The 14695-nt window shown below is 64.4% G+C and carries 14 protein-coding genes; all 14 read right to left on the bottom strand.

The annotated features are described in order from the left end of the window. Nucleotides 1-2: 2 nt before the first annotated feature. The 14 genes from WJ12_RS00545 to WJ12_RS00480 all read right to left on the bottom strand — a co-directional run bounded on the left by WJ12_RS00545 (nt 3) and on the right by WJ12_RS00480 (nt 14565). Nucleotides 3-542, bottom strand: a complete 540-nt coding sequence (locus tag WJ12_RS00545) for a F0F1 ATP synthase subunit delta (RefSeq protein ID WP_034188172.1) — start codon at nt 540-542, stop codon at nt 3-5. 2 nt (nt 543-544) lie between these two features. Beyond that, nucleotides 545-1015, bottom strand: a complete 471-nt coding sequence (locus tag WJ12_RS00540; RefSeq protein WP_006477283.1) for a F0F1 ATP synthase subunit B — start codon at nt 1013-1015, stop codon at nt 545-547. Between the two features lie 129 nt (nt 1016-1144). After that, a complete protein-coding gene (gene atpE, locus WJ12_RS00535; RefSeq protein WP_006482730.1) occupies nt 1145-1414 on the bottom strand; it encodes a F0F1 ATP synthase subunit C in 270 nt (89 codons plus the stop codon). Nucleotides 1415-1489: 75 nt separating this feature from the next. Beyond that, complete coding sequence (gene atpB, locus WJ12_RS00530; protein ID WP_012492242.1) at nt 1490-2341, bottom strand: F0F1 ATP synthase subunit A; 852 nt, start codon at nt 2339-2341, stop codon at nt 1490-1492. A gap of 109 nt (nt 2342-2450) precedes the next feature. Then, complete coding sequence (locus tag WJ12_RS00525) at nt 2451-2972, bottom strand: ATP synthase subunit I (RefSeq protein WP_034188173.1); 522 nt, start codon at nt 2970-2972, stop codon at nt 2451-2453. A gap of 565 nt (nt 2973-3537) precedes the next feature. Beyond that, nucleotides 3538-4668 (bottom strand): SLC13 family permease, encoded by a 1131-nt coding sequence (locus WJ12_RS00520; RefSeq protein WP_049030887.1) that lies wholly within the window; start codon nt 4666-4668, stop codon nt 3538-3540. 9 nt (nt 4669-4677) lie between these two features. After that, nucleotides 4678-5571 carry a ParB/RepB/Spo0J family partition protein gene (locus WJ12_RS00515; RefSeq protein WP_034188249.1) on the bottom strand — a complete coding sequence of 298 codons (894 nt, stop codon included), beginning with the start codon at nt 5569-5571 and terminating at the stop codon, nt 4678-4680. Nucleotides 5572-5602: 31 nt separating this feature from the next. Continuing rightward, nucleotides 5603-6382 (bottom strand): ParA family protein, encoded by a 780-nt coding sequence (locus tag WJ12_RS00510; RefSeq protein ID WP_059559486.1) that lies wholly within the window; start codon nt 6380-6382, stop codon nt 5603-5605. A 51-nt stretch (nt 6383-6433) separates the two neighbouring features. Next, the gene (gene rsmG, locus WJ12_RS00505; RefSeq protein WP_034188176.1) at nt 6434-7120 is read right to left on the bottom strand and encodes a 16S rRNA (guanine(527)-N(7))-methyltransferase RsmG; all 687 of its coding nucleotides are present in this window, start codon (nt 7118-7120) and stop codon (nt 6434-6436) included. Then, on the bottom strand, nt 7117-9087 hold the full coding sequence (gene mnmG, locus WJ12_RS00500; protein ID WP_034188177.1) for a tRNA uridine-5-carboxymethylaminomethyl(34) synthesis enzyme MnmG: 1971 nt from the start codon (nt 9085-9087) through the stop codon (nt 7117-7119). The genes rsmG and mnmG overlap by 4 nt, the downstream gene beginning before the upstream one ends. 519 nt (nt 9088-9606) lie before the next feature. Next, complete coding sequence (locus WJ12_RS00495; protein ID WP_059559487.1) at nt 9607-10362, bottom strand: ABC transporter ATP-binding protein; 756 nt, start codon at nt 10360-10362, stop codon at nt 9607-9609. After that, the gene (locus tag WJ12_RS00490) at nt 10362-12146 is read right to left on the bottom strand and encodes a branched-chain amino acid ABC transporter ATP-binding protein/permease (protein WP_049032698.1); all 1785 of its coding nucleotides are present in this window, start codon (nt 12144-12146) and stop codon (nt 10362-10364) included. Before WJ12_RS00490 ends, WJ12_RS00495 begins: the two co-directional genes overlap by 1 nt. A 4-nt stretch (nt 12147-12150) precedes the next feature. Next, nucleotides 12151-13206, bottom strand: a complete 1056-nt coding sequence (locus tag WJ12_RS00485) for a branched-chain amino acid ABC transporter permease (RefSeq protein WP_034188179.1) — start codon at nt 13204-13206, stop codon at nt 12151-12153. Nucleotides 13207-13407: 201 nt separating this feature from the next. Then, the gene (locus WJ12_RS00480) at nt 13408-14565 is read right to left on the bottom strand and encodes an ABC transporter substrate-binding protein (protein ID WP_049034863.1); all 1158 of its coding nucleotides are present in this window, start codon (nt 14563-14565) and stop codon (nt 13408-13410) included. Nucleotides 14566-14695: the final 130 nt, after the last annotated feature.

Below are 14695 nucleotides of genomic sequence, written 5' to 3'. Positions count from 1 at the left end.
GCTCAGGCGGTCAAGGCAGCCTGCATCGATGCGAGGCGCGCGCGAACCGAGGTGTCGAGCACTTCGTCGCCGACCGTCACGCGCACGCCGCCGATCAGCGACGAATCGACTTCGACCGTCGGTTTCAGCTTGCGCTTGAACTTGCGTTCGAGGCCCGAGACGAGACTGTCGAGATCCGCGCCGTTCAGCGGGAACGCGCTCACGATCTCGGCGTCGGCTGCGCCTTCACGTTCGTTCTTGAGCGCCTCGAACTGCTCGGCAATTTCCGGCAGCAGCGCGATGCGATGATTGTCGACCAGCATCTGCACGAAGTTCTTCGCTTCGGCGCCGGCCGCGAGCGGCGACTTCACCGCAGCAAGCAGCAACTCGGCTACTTGCGTGCGCGTCACCTTCGGGCTCGACGCGACCGACAGCACTTCCGGCAGACGCGCAACCTGGGCCAGCTCTTGCACGAGCGTGGACCAGGCGGCGATGTCACCGCCCTCGGCCACGCGGAACAGCGCTTCTGCGTAAGGGCGGGCGATGGTTGCAAGTTCGGCCATGATCAGAGCTCGGCTTTCAGTTGATTCAGCAGTTGGGCGTGGGCCGTTTGATCGACTTCGCGCTTCAGGATCTGCTCGGCGCCCTTCACGGCCAGCGCGGCGACTTCGCCACGCAGCGCTTCGCGCGCCTTCACGATTTGCTGTTCTGCTTCCGCCTTCGCCTGAGCGACGATGCGGGCGGCTTCAGCCTGGGCGTTGGCCTTGATTTCCTCGGCGACCGCCTGGGCACGCTTTTCGGCGTCGGCGATGCGCTGCTGGCCGTCGTTGCGGGCCTGCGCGAGTTCCTGGTCCACGCGCTTGTGCGCTGCGTCGAGTTCCGCCTTGCCCTTCTCCGCGGCGGCGAGGCCGTCGGCGATCTTCTTCGAACGTTCGTCGAGGGCGTTGATCAACGGCGGCCACACGAATTTCATCGTGAACCACGCGAGGACCAGGAACACGACCATTTGCGCAAACAGAGTTGCGTTGAGATTCACGGTGTTTCCTTATCTGCTATTCCGGAAAAATGAAACGGTAAGGCGCTCATCGAGTTGCATTCGATCAGCGCCCCAAGTCTCCGTTCCGCCCTGCGCCGGCTCACGCCGGACGCATATTTCCGAGGAACCTTAGCCTGCGAGCTTCGACAGGAGCGGGTTCGCGAACGCGAACAGCATTGCGACACCAACGCCGATCAGGAATGCAGCGTCGATCAGGCCAGCCAGCAGGAACATCTTCGTTTGCAGCGGGTTGATGAGTTCCGGCTGACGCGCGCAGGCTTCGATGTACTTGCCACCCATCAGCGCGATACCGATACAGGCGCCGATTGCACCCAGGCCGATGATGATGCCGATACCGATGGCGGTCAGACCCTGGATGTTGGCGATGTAAGCTTGCATGATCACTCCTTTGTGAAAAGACTTGGAACTGAGATTTAAAAAACTAAAACGAAGACTCTTTCTTGCACGCCGCGCTTAGTGCTTGTCGTGCGCCTGGCCGAGATACACCAGCGTCAGCATCATGAAAATGAATGCCTGCAACAGAACAATCAGGATGTGGAAGATTGCCCAGACGCTACCCGCGATCACATGACCAACGAAGCCGAGGAACGTTGCGTCGCCACCGAAGCTCCACATGCTGCCGAGCAGGGCGATCAACAGGAACAACAGCTCACCCGCGTACATGTTGCCGAACAGCCGCATACCGAGAGAAACGGTCTTCGCGAGATATTCGACAATGTTGAGCGCGAGGTTCGGGATCCACAGCAGCGGGTGTGCGCCGAACGGTGCCGACAGCAGCTCGTGCACGAAGCCGCCCGCGCCCTTGATCTTGATGCTGTAGTAGATCATCAGGACGAACACGCCGAGCGCGATGCCGAGCGTGCCGTTCAGGTCGGCCGTCGGGACGATGCGATGGTGGGAAATCACGTCCGACAGACCGAGCAGGCCGATCACGCGGCCCGGCAGGTCGACCGGGAGGAAGTCGAGGGAGTTCATCAGCGCGACCCACACGAACACCGTGAGGGCGAGCGGAGCGATGAAGGTACGATTGCCATGGACGATGGCCTTCGACTGGTCTTCGACCATTTCGACGAGCATCTCGATCGCGCACTGGAAGCGGCCCGGCACGCCCGACGTCGCCTTGCGGGCGGCCAGACGCAGCAGGACGATCGTCACGATGCCGCACACGATCGACCAGAACAGCGTGTCGAGATTCCAGACGTGGATGTCGAAAATCGACGTCTGATGCGAGGTGGAGAAATTCTGCAAGTGGTGCGCAATGTACTCGGACGGATCCGGACCGCGCGTGCCTTCGCTAGCTGCCATATCGTTAATGCCACCCAAATTGTCGAAAATCGTTTTGCCTGTTCCGCAACACGCTATTGCGGGAACGGGCCGGTGCGGTTCGCTGTCGAAACCGCACGCTGCTTGTTCCTTACCGCCAGGCCAGCGCGATCCAGTAGGTCTTCAGCACGACGAGGTACGTGACGAGGAACGGCACCCAGTGCACGCCGGCCCAGCCGAACGCCACTGCGGTGAACATCCCGATCGTCAGAGCGAGCTTCAGGGCTTCGCCCATCACCCAGCTCATCACGGTGGCCGAGCCACCTGCCTTCAGTCGTGCCACGAATACCGCACTTGGCACCCAGCCAATCGCTCCGCCCAGAAACGCGGATTGCGCAGCGGCGCCCGGCGACTTCGAAAACAGCCACCACGCCAGCGTTGCAACCAGGGACAGGACCACTTGCGCGAACACCACCTTGTAGGGGGTCACGCGCGAGGGCTTGCTCACGTTCGGACCGAACAGCCTCTCGGCTTCCGTCCGTGTAAGCGGAACGATGTTGTTATCTTGCTGCTCGACATCCCAGTCGTCGGATTCGCGCCACTCACCGGCCGCCGAAGCGGGGCGTTGCGTGCGCTGATCATCGTGCCTGTCGTCCGGCGCCTGACCCGCCATCGCAATCTTCCGCAAAGTCCTTGAACCCGACCCCAAGCTTTCTGAAAGCTTTCAGGGGTGCCTAGCTAACAAATCCGGGCGATTGTAAGCGATAGTTGCAAGTGATTCAAGGCTTTAGACGCGACAAAAACCTGCATAAAACGACGCCTCATCATGTGAAAAAACACCCGATTCGACGACGTACGATGACAGTTGTAAGGTCGATTTCTTGCACCGGTATTTCTTGCGCGTAAAACGCCGGCGGCAGGGGGAATGACGGGGAAACGATGCCCGGTACGGGTCCGGGCGGAGCGGCACGATCGCCGCGGGAAATGCGCGGTGAAACACTCGCCCGGAATGACTTGGCACGACGGCCCGGAACACGCGAAGCGCCCTGGCCGATCGGTCGTGCGCGACGGGTGAAATTCGACCGGACGCTCGCGCATCGATACGTCCAATCAGTTGTCGCGCCACCACAGGTGTTCGACTGTGGGTTGCGGCACTTATCAACAGCCTATAACCACCGCGAACACTGCACCCTTCCCCGCCCCTCGAATCGCACACCTGTGCCGCGCACCCGCCTTGCTCAACCGTGAACGAGCAACCACGCGCCAAGTGCCGCGCTCACGAGCGCGAACGGAATCGACACCAGATGAAACGGCAGCCACATGCGCGGCTCCTTCGCGAGACGCACCGCGATCAGGTTCGCGAGCGAACCGATGGCAAAACCGAAACCGCCGACCGATACGCCGAACGCCAGCGCACGCCAGTCGTGCGTGAATTCCGACAGCAGGATCGCCGCCGGCACATTGCTGATCACCTGTGACAGCACGGCGCCCGCGGCATAGACGCGCAGCGGCGAATCGAGCCGCGCATTCGCGATCGTGTCGTGCACGACGGGCAGCGCGGCCGCGCTGCGCAGCACGACGAACATCAGCACGAAGATCAGCAGCAGCAGCCAGTCGATCTTCAGGACTGCGTTGCGTTTGACGGCGAGCAGGACGATGGCGACGCCGACGAGGCCCGGCAGCGGATGGTGGGCATCGGCGAGCAGTACGAATGCAGCGAACAGCACTGCCGCGATCAGCGCGTGCATGCGCTGTACCGGTAACGCGATGGCGTCGCCGGACAGATCGAGCGGCTTCGCGCGAAACATGAACGCGGTCAGCACGAGCAGCAACGCCATCAACGCAAGCGCCAGCGGCCCGAGCGTAACCACGAAGCGGCCGAACGACACGCCGCTCAATTGCCACAGGAAAAGATTCTGGGGATTGCCGAGCGGTGTCGCGACGGACCCCGCGTTGACGGCCAGCGCGACGACGATCACGAGCCGCCGGAACGGTAGCGGCGTCAGTGCACGCAGCGACACCATCAACGGCACGACGACGAACAGCGCGACGTCGTTGGTGAGCCACATCGACAGTACCGCGGCGAATCCGACCAGCAGCATCGCGAGCCCGCGTTCGGAATGCACGTGATGCACGATGCGGTGCGCGAGCCACATCAGGCAACCGGACAGCTCGAGTGCCTTGGTCAGCATCAGCAGGCCCGCGAGCGTCGCGACCGTCTGCCAGTCGACGCGACCTGCAAGCACCGAAAATGGTTGCGGACGCACCCATTGCAGCACGATCAGGCCGAGTGCAAGCACCGACAGTACCGGTTCCTGCGCAAGCCATCCGAGCCACCGGCGCGGCGCCGGTGCGCCCGTCTTCTCCATTGGCTGTCCTTACTCTTCGGTTGCGACGTTGCCGCGCAGCCGCGCGAGAATGCCCTCGAGCGCATCGAGGTTGCCGAAGTCGATCGTCACCTGCCCGCGCCCGCGGCGGCCGAGCTTGATCTTCACCGTCGACGCGAGCAGGTCGGACAACTCCTCTTCGAGACGGCGCGTATCGCGGCCGCCGTCGTCCTTCGCGCGCGCCTTCACGGCCGGCGCTTCCTTCGTCGTATGTGCGACGAGCTTCTCGGTTTCGCGCACCGACATGCGCTTGTTGACGACCTGATGCGCGAGCGTGATCTGCGTGGCCGCATCGACGGCGAGCAGCGCGCGCGCGTGCCCCATGTCGAGATCGCCGGCCAGCAGCATCGTCTGCACCGGCGACGCGAGGTTCAGCAGGCGCAGCAGGTTCGACACCGCGCTGCGCGAACGGCCGACCGATTCGGCCGCCTGCTCGTGCGTGAAACCGAACTCGTCGAGCAGGCGCTGGATACCGTGCGCCTCTTCAAGCGGGTTCAGGTCCTCGCGCTGGATGTTCTCGATCAGCGCCATCGCGGCGGCAGCCTGATCGGACACGTCCTTTACGAGCACCGGCACTTCATCGAGACCGGCCAGGCGCGCCGCGCGGAACCGCCGCTCGCCTGCAATGATCTCGTATTTGTCTGATGAAATGGGCCGTACCAGGATCGGCTGCATCACGCCCTGAGCGCGAATGCTGGCCGCGAGCTCCTGCAGGCTGCCCTCGTCCATCCGCGTCCGCGGCTGGTACTTGCCGGCCTGCAGCTTGCCGAGCGCGAGCGTGTTCGGCGCCCCTTCGATCTTCACCGCTTCGGTGATATCGGCGCTGCCGCCGAGCAGCGCTTCGAGGCCACGTCCCAAGCCCTTCTTCTTTGGTACCGCGTTCATGTCTTTCTTCCTCGCTTCGCTCATGTCCGGATCACGACACCTCGAACGCGCGGACGCGTTCGATCATCTCGGCACCGAACTGGAGATACGCCTGCGCACCGCGCGAGCTGCGGTCGAACACGACGCCCGGCAACCCGTAACTCGGCGCTTCCGCCAGGCGCACGTTGCGCGGAATCACCGCGTCGAACACCTTGTCGCCAAAGTGCGCTTTCAGTTGATCGGAGACTTGCTGCTGCAGCGTGATGCGCGGATCGAACATCACACGCAGCAAGCCGATGATCTTCAGGTCGCGGTTCATGTTCGCGTGAACCTGCTTGATCGTGTTGACGAGGTCCGACAACCCTTCCAGCGCGAAGTACTCGCACTGCATCGGGATCACGACGCCATGTGCCGCGCACAACCCGTTCAGCGTCAGCAGCGACAGCGTCGGCGGGCAATCGATCAGCACGAAATCGTAGTCGTCGGCCACGCGTTCGAGCGCTGCTTTCAGCCGGCGCTCGCGGTTGTCGATGCTGATCAGTTCGATCTCGGCACCGGACAGCTCGCGGTTCGCGGGCAGCACATCGTAGGTGACGCCGTCCGGGCGGATGCGCGCATCGGCGACCGACACGCCATCGACCAGCACTTCGTACACGGTCGCCTCACAGGCGGCCTTGTCGATCCCGCTGCCCATCGTCGCGTTGCCCTGCGGGTCGAGATCGATCAGCAGGACTCGTTGCTCCTGCGCTGCAAGGCTTGCGGCGAGATTGACCGATGTCGTCGTCTTGCCGACGCCCCCCTTCTGGTTCGCAACGCAGAAGATCTTTGCCATCGTTGGTGTGTTCCCTTTACCTTCAAACAAACGGCGCGCTACCGCGCGCCTTCAATTCGCGTCGTCGACGGCCACTTCGAACAGATGCCGCTCGGCATCGAGCATCGGCACCGCCAGCCGGATCGTCTGCTTCACGCGGCTGCCTTCCGGCAAACGCGCAATTTCATCATCCGGGTGAACGCCCTTCATTGCCCAGATCGATCCACCCGGCGCAACCAGATGTCGAGCAAGTTTAACGAAGTCGGACAGATCCGCGAAAGCGCGGGATACGATCATGTCGAATTTTTCCGGCACTTCGACGCCCGGCTGCAGCGATTCAACCCGCCCGGTGACGACCGACAGGTTCGCGAGCTTCAGTTCCGCGCGCATCTGCGTCTGGAATGCAGACTTCTTCTGCACGATATCGTTCAGCGTGACCTGCCAGTCCGGCTCGACGATCGCGAGCACGATGCCGGGCAACCCGCCGCCCGAACCGACGTCGAGCACACGCGCCGACGCACGGCCGCGCAGATGCGGGACGATCGAAAGCGAATCGAGGATGTGCTGGATCAGCATCTGCTTCGGGTCGCGGATCGCGGTCAGGTTGTAGACCGCGTTCCACTTGCCGAGCAGCGCGACATAGTCGAGCAACTGGTTGCGCTGAGCATCCGTCAGCGTGAGGTCGAGCGCCGCCGTGCCTTCGACGAGCATCTGTTCCAGTACGTCCCGATTAACCGCCGGCGCGCGACGCGCCGTCATTGTTGCGTCGGGACGGCGCCGTCCCCCTGCTCCGTTGCCTCGGCGGCCGTGCCATTCCGGCGGCCCAGCCCGCGACGCTTCAGGTGCACCATCAGCAGCGAGATTGCCGCCGGCGTGACGCCCGAGATGCGCGATGCCTGCCCGATCGTTTCCGGCCGGAACTCGTTGAGCTTCTGGCTCACCTCGAACGACAGCCCGCGCACTTCACGGTAATCGATACCGTCCGGCAAGCGCGTGTTCTCGTTCGCGTCGTTGCGTTCGATCTCGGATGCCTGGCGCTCGATATAGCCCTGATACTTGATACCAATCTCGACCTGCTCCTTGATCTGCTCGAGCAGCACCGGATCGTCGGTCAGCGGCTCCGCGGGACCGCATTCACCGCCCTTCAGCCCGCATACGCCGTCGTAGCTGATGCCCGGACGACGCAGCAGTTCGGCGAGGCTGTATTCGTGATCGATCGCCTTGCCGAGCAGCGCGGTCGCCTCTTCCGGCGGCAGCGTCTTCGGCGTGACCCACGTCGACTTCAGGCGTTCGGTTTCACGTGAAACAGCGTCGCGCTTCCGGCTGAATGCGTCCCAGCGCGCGTCGTCGACGAGCCCCAGCTCACGGCCGATCTCGGTCAGGCGCATGTCGGCATTGTCTTCACGCAGGCTCAGGCGATACTCGGCACGGCTCGTGAACATCCGGTACGGCTCGGCCACGCCACGCGTCACGAGATCGTCGACCAGCACGCCCAGATAGGCCTGGTCACGGCGCGGGCACCACGCGTCCTTCTCCTGCACATAGCGACCCGCATTGAGGCCGGCCAGCAAGCCCTGCGCGGCCGCCTCTTCATAGCCGGTCGTGCCGTTGATCTGGCCCGCAAAGAACAACCCGTTGATCGCCTTGGTCTCGAGCGACGCCTTCAGCGCGCGCGGGTCGAAGTAGTCGTACTCGATCGCATAACCCGGGCGCAGGATGTGCGCGTTCTCGAGGCCGCGCATCGAATGCACGAGCTCGAGCTGGACATCGAACGGCAGGCTCGTCGAGATCCCGTTCGGGTAGAACTCGTTGGTCGTCAGCCCTTCCGGCTCGAGAAAGATCTGGTGCGATTCCTTCGACGCGAACCGGTGGATCTTGTCCTCGATCGACGGGCAATAACGCGGCCCGACGCCTTCGATCACGCCTGTATACATAGGCGAACGGTCGAGGCCGCCGCGAATGATGTCGTGCGTGCGTTCGTTCGTATGCGTGACCCAGCACGGCAGCTGCTGCGGATGCTGCTCCGCGCGGCCCAGGAACGAAAACACGGGAATCGGATCGAGGTCACCCGGCTGCTCGTCGAGCTTCGAGAAGTCGATCGTCCGGCCGTCGATACGCGGGGGCGTACCGGTCTTCAACCGGCCCTGCGGCAGCTTCAGCTCCTTCAGGCGCGACGACAGCGACACGGCTGCCGGATCGCCGGCGCGGCCGCCCGTGTAGTTGTTCAGGCCGACGTGGATCTTGCCGTCGAGGAACGTGCCGGCCGTCAGCACGACCGCACGCGAGCGGAAGCGGATACCGATCTGCGTGACGGCGCCCACCACGCGATCGCCTTCGACCATCAGGTCGTCGACGGCCTGCTGGAACAGCCACAGGTTCGGCTGGTTCTCGAGCCGGTGGCGGATCGCGGCCTTGTACAGGATGCGGTCGGCCTGTGCACGCGTCGCGCGCACGGCCGGGCCCTTCGACGAATTGAGGATCCGGAACTGAATACCGCTCTCGTCCGTCGCGGCGGCCATTGCGCCACCCAGCGCGTCGACTTCCTTGACCAAATGGCCCTTGCCGATGCCGCCGATCGACGGATTGCAGCTCATCTGCCCGAGCGTTTCGATATTGTGGGTCAGCAGCAGCGTCTTCGCGCCCATACGGGCGGACGCCAGCGCGGCTTCCGTGCCGGCATGACCGCCACCGACGACGATGACGTCAAATTCTGTGGGAAAAAGCATGGTGGATTCCGCACGCCGAGCTGCGCACGAACCTATCAGAGAAATGTATGGGCCGAATTATAGCGGGTTCGCTTTTCACCCGAATGCCGTCCGAATGGTAGGGTCTGTGCATTTCGTCGATTTTTGGGCCGTGGACGGGAGAATCCAGGGTGTCGAGCCTGTTCAGGCAAAGCCCGAGCACGGTTTGCCGTACATCGCTGCACCTGTGCAAAAAACCTGACTGGCGAGAACGCCGCAGGCGGAATATGACCCGATCGATATCCGTGGCCCGCGAGGCCGCGCGAACACGACATGCTGTGCCCCCTTCTCTTCACAGCATTTCTGCCGGTTACTCTCACCCTTGTCCACCGAGGTTCCACACATCATCGGCCTGTGGAACGAGCCACCACCGCACAGGACTTAAGACGATTCCTCCGGCGCTTATCCTCAGACCTCGAGCCAACAAGGCCTCACCGGCAAATAAAAACGGCGTGTTTCACGTGAAACACGCCGTTCGTTTCCCGCCAACCGCTCGGTCCCTCAAGCCGTCTTCTTCGCCAGCCCCAGGTACGTTTCGATCACGCGTGGATTCTGCGCAAGCTCGGCGGCAGGCCCTTCCAGCGCAACCTCACCGGTCTCCAGCACATAGCCGTAATCCGAGATCTGCAACGCGGCCCGCGCGTTCTGTTCGATCAGCAACGTCGCCACCCCCGTACCGCGCAACGCGCTGATGATATGAAAGATCTCCTTCACGATCAGCGGCGCGAGCCCGAGGCTCGGCTCGTCGAGCATCAACAGGTCGGGCTTGCCCATCAGCGCGCGGCCGACCGCAAGCATCTGCCGCTCGCCGCCCGACAGCGTGCCGGCCGCCTGCTTGCGGCGCTCCTTCAGCCGCGGGAACAGCACGAACACGTGGTCGAGCTGGTCGAGGAAGTTCGATTCGCCAGCCTGCTTGCGGCGATACGCACCCAGCACAAGGTTGTCCTCGACCGTCATCGTGCTGAACAGCTCGCGCTTTTCCGGTACGAGGCACATCCCGCGCGCGACACGCTGCTCGACCGGCAACGCACCGACGTCGCTGCCGCGGTACACGACCGCGCCCGACGCATGCCCCGTAACCGGCAACGCGCCCATGATCGCGTTCAGCAGCGTCGACTTGCCGGCACCGTTCGGGCCGATCACGCTGACGATCTGCCCCGCACCGACCATGATCGCCGCACCGTGCAGTGCCTCCACCTTCCCGTACCGGACTGCCAGCCCGCGCACTTCGAGAATCGGCATCGTCGTGTCCGTCATCACTCCACCCCGCCCAGATACGCTTCGAGCACGGCCGGGTCCTGCTGCACATCCTGCGGCAGCCCTTCCGCGATCCGCGTGCCGAACTCCATCACCACCAGCCGGTCGGTGAGATTCATCACGAAATCCATGTCATGTTCCACGAGCAACACGCTCATGCCTTCCGCCTTCAGCCGTCGCAGCAGGTCGGCGAGCTGTTGCTTCTCCTGGTAACGCAGCCCCGCAGCCGGCTCGTCGAGCAGCAGCAGCGTCGGATCGCAGCACAGCGCGCGGGCGATTTCGAGAATCCGCTGCTGGCCGAGCGCGAGGCTGCCCGCTTCGTCGTACATGTGCTTCTCGAGCCCCACGCGGCGGATCTGGCGTGCGGCTTCGGCCAGCAGTTGCGCCTCCTCGTGTGCATTGAGCCGCGCGATGCTGCGCCAGACGCCCGTATGGCCGCGCAGATGCGCACCGATTGCGACGTTCTCGAGCACCGTCATCGCGGGCAGCAGCTTCACGTGCTGGAAGGTACGGCCGATGCCGCGGCGGACGATCTGGCGCGACGTGAGCCCGTCGATGCGCTCGCCACGGAACGTGATCGTGCCGCCCGTCGGCTTCAGCACGCCCGTCACGAGGTTGAACGTGGTCGACTTGCCGGCGCCGTTCGGACCGATCAGGCCGATGATCTGCCCCGCTTTCACGTCGAAGCTGACGTCGTTGACGGCCACGAGCCCGCCGAACTGCTTGCGTGCATTGTCGACGACGAGCAGCGGCTCACCGGCCGCCGGCTTCGCACGCTGCGGCAGCGGATCGGCCTGCTCGGGCACGTGCGCGCTCGGCCCGCGCGGGAACAGCCGGGCAACGAACGGCCACACGCCCTGGCGGGCGTACTGCAGCAGCAGCACCATCAGCACGCCGAACACGATGATCTCGAAGTTGCCTTCCGAGCCGAGCAGCTTCGGCAGCAGCGTCTGCAGGTAGTCCTGCAGCACCGTAAGGATCGCTGCACCGAGCACCGCGCCCCACACGTGCGACACGCCGCCGACCACGGCCATGAACAGGAACTCGATCCCGTGATTCAGCCCGAACGGGGTCGGGTTCACCGCACGCTGCAGATGCGCGTACAGGAAGCCCGACACGGCCGCCAGCACGGCTGCGTAGACGAAGATCACCACGCGCATCCATGCCGTGTTCACGCCCATCGCCTCGGCCATCACGCCGCCGCCGCGCAGTGCGCGGATCGCGCGGCCCGGGCGGCTGTTCAGCAGGTTCTGCACCGACACGATCGCGGCCAGCACGACGGCCCAGATCAGGAAGTACAGGCTGCGGCCGCTTTCGAGCGCGAGGCCGAACAGGTTCAGCGCCGGAATGCCGTTGATCCCGTCGTACTTGCCGAGCAGCTCGAGGTTGCCGAACAGGTAGAACAGCGCGAGGCCCCACGCGATCGTGCCGAGCGGCAGGAAGTGCCCGGACAGCCGCATCGTGACCGCACCCAGCACGAGCGCGACGAGCGCCGTCAGCACGACGCCGACGATCAGCGCGAGCCACGGCGATACGCCGTAGCGCGTCGTCAGGAACGCGGTCGCATACGCGCCGATGCCGACGAACGCGGCCTGCCCGAAGCTCGTCATCCCGCCAACGCCCGTCAGCAGCACGAGCCCGATCGCGACGATCGCATAGAGGCCGATGTAGTTCAGCAGCGTGATCCAGTACTCGGGCACGTGCAGCGCGCCGGGCAGCACCGGCAGCGCGAACAACACCACGAGAAACACCCAGAAGGTCTTGTTGCGTACCATCGTCTTCATCGCGTCACTCCTCTTCCTCTTCCGCATGCGGCGTCACGAAGCTCCGCCACAGCAGCACCGGAATGATCAGCGTGAACACGATCACCTCCTTGTACGCGCTCGCCCAGAACGACGAATACGATTCGAGCACGCCAACCAGCAGCGAGCCGGCGGCCGCGAGCGGATAGCTGACGAGCCCGCCGATGATCGCGCCGACGAAGCCCTTCAGACCGATCAGGAAGCCCGAGTCGTAGTAGATCGTCGTCAGCGGGCCGACGAGGATCCCGGACAGCACGCCGAGCCCCGCCGCAAACGTGAACGCGAGCCGCCCCGCTTCCGTCGTGCCGATGCCGACGAGCCGAGCGCCGAGCCGGTTCACCGACGTCGCACGCAGCGCCTTGCCGGCGATCGTGCGGCCGAAGTACACGTAGAGCGCACCGATCAGCACGAGCGCCGTGGCGACGACCAGGATGCTCTGCACCGAGATCGTCATGCTGCCGATCGCCAGCGACGCGTCCGAGAATCCGTTGGTACGCGAGCCTTCCGCGCCGAACATCACGAGCCCGAGGCCGACCATCGCGAAGTGGACGGCGACCGACACGATCAACAGCAGCAGCGTCGTGCCTTCGGCGATCGGCTGGTACACGAGCCGGTAGACGAACGGCCCCATCGGCACGACGATCGCAAGCGTCAGCGCGATCTGCGCGAGCATCGGCATCGGCTGCGCGGCAAAGCTGCGCGTGATCGCGAACACCGCGAGCGGCAGCAGGATGTAGCGGCTGCCGAGCGTCGCGAGCGTGCGGCCGAGCTGATGGCGGCGCTCGCGATGCCGGATCAGGCCGCCGACTTCGAGCAGGAAGCACGCGATGCCCATCACGAACAGCAGCCAGCAGGTGGCGGGAAATTTCTGCGCCTGCAACGCGGCAAGCGTCAGCGCACCGTAGGCGACGAATTCGCCCTGGGGAATGAAGATCACCCGCGTGACGGAAAACACCAGCACGAGCGCCAGGGACAGCAATGCATAAATGGCGCCCGTCGTGATGCCGTCTTGCGCGAGGATCGCCGCAATCGAGAGATCCATACGTTTCGTGTATCGAGAATGCTGCGGAGAAACGAAAGGCGGAAACGCCGCGGGGCATGGGCGACACGGCAGGCGCGTCACCCGCCATGTGTCGGCCCCCGGACGTTCCAGGCAGCCCGGGGCGCGGCCCGTCAGGCCCGGCGCCCTGCCGACGGCATGCGCGGCGCCGTTCGCGCCTCGCATGCCGGTTTCACGTGATGCTTACTCGGCCTGCAGCTTCCACTTGCCGTCGACGATCTGCACCATCACGCGCGCACGCGTGTCGAAGCCGTTGTGATCGGTTGCCGTCATGTTGATCACGCCGTGCGACACGGGAAGGTCCTTCACGCTTTCGAGCGACGCACGCAGCGCCTCGCGGAACGCCTCGGTGCCCGGCTGGCCCTTCTTCAGCGCCTCCGGAATCGCACGCTGCAGCAACAGCCCCGCATCCCACGCATGGCCGCCGAACGTCGACAGCGAGCCCGCGCCGTAGGCCTTCTCGTACGCGGCCTTGTAACCGAGCGCCGGCTTCTTCACCGGGTTCGAATCAGGCAGCTGGTCGGTCACGAGCACCGGGCCGGCCGGCAGGATCTCGCCTTCGCAATCCTTGCCGCACACGCGCAGGAAGTCGTTGTTCGCGACGCCGTGCGTCTGGTACACCTTGCCCTTGTAGCCACGCTCCTTCAGCGTCTTGGCCGGCAGCGCCGCCGGCGTGCCGGAGCCCGCGATCAGCACCGCATCCGGGTTCGAGCCCAGCAGCTTCAGCACCTGCCCCATCACCGACGCGTCGGTGCGGTTGTAGCGCTCGTTCGATACGACCTTCAGGCCGTTCCTCGCGGCCGCCGCGTTGAACGTGTTGTACCAGCTGTCGCCGTACGCATCGGCGAAGCCGACGAAGCCGACCGTCTTCACGCCGTGCTTCGCCATGTAGCCGGCGATCGCATCGGCCATCAGCTGGTCATTCTGCGGCACCTTGAACATCCACGCGCGCTTCGCGTCCATCGGCGAGATGATCTGCGCGCTCGCGGCGAGCGAGATCGTCGGCGTCTTGCCCTGCGATACCGGGTCGAGCATCGCGAGCGAGTTCGGCGTGACGGACGAGCCGATGATCGCGTCGACGTGGTCCTCGTCGATCAGCTTGCGCACGTTCTGCACCGCACGGCTCGTGTCGGAGGCGTCATCCAGCACGATGTACTGCACGCTCTTGCCCGCGATTTCCTTGGGCAGCAGCGCGATCGTGTTCTTTTCCGGGATCCCGAGCGACGCGGCCGGCCCGGTGGCCGACAGCGTCACGCCGATCTTCACCTGCGCCGACGCCGTTGCCGCCGCGCACACGAGGCCCGCGGCAAGCACGGCCTCCATCCATCGATTCATCTTCATTTACGTTGTCTCCAAACGCTGCTCGAAAAAGCCACGGGTCGCTCGGGCGGCTCCCGGTCCCCAAAACAAGTTAATAATTTAACTATCTCGCCTGGCCGCGCCTACGCTCGTTTTCCCGTGAAACCCCGCA

Source organism: Burkholderia seminalis, from assembly GCF_001718535.1.
Taxonomy (GTDB): domain Bacteria; phylum Pseudomonadota; class Gammaproteobacteria; order Burkholderiales; family Burkholderiaceae; genus Burkholderia; species Burkholderia seminalis.
The sequence above is the reverse complement of the archived record's forward strand: the minus strand, read 5'-3'. Positions and strand labels throughout refer to the sequence as shown.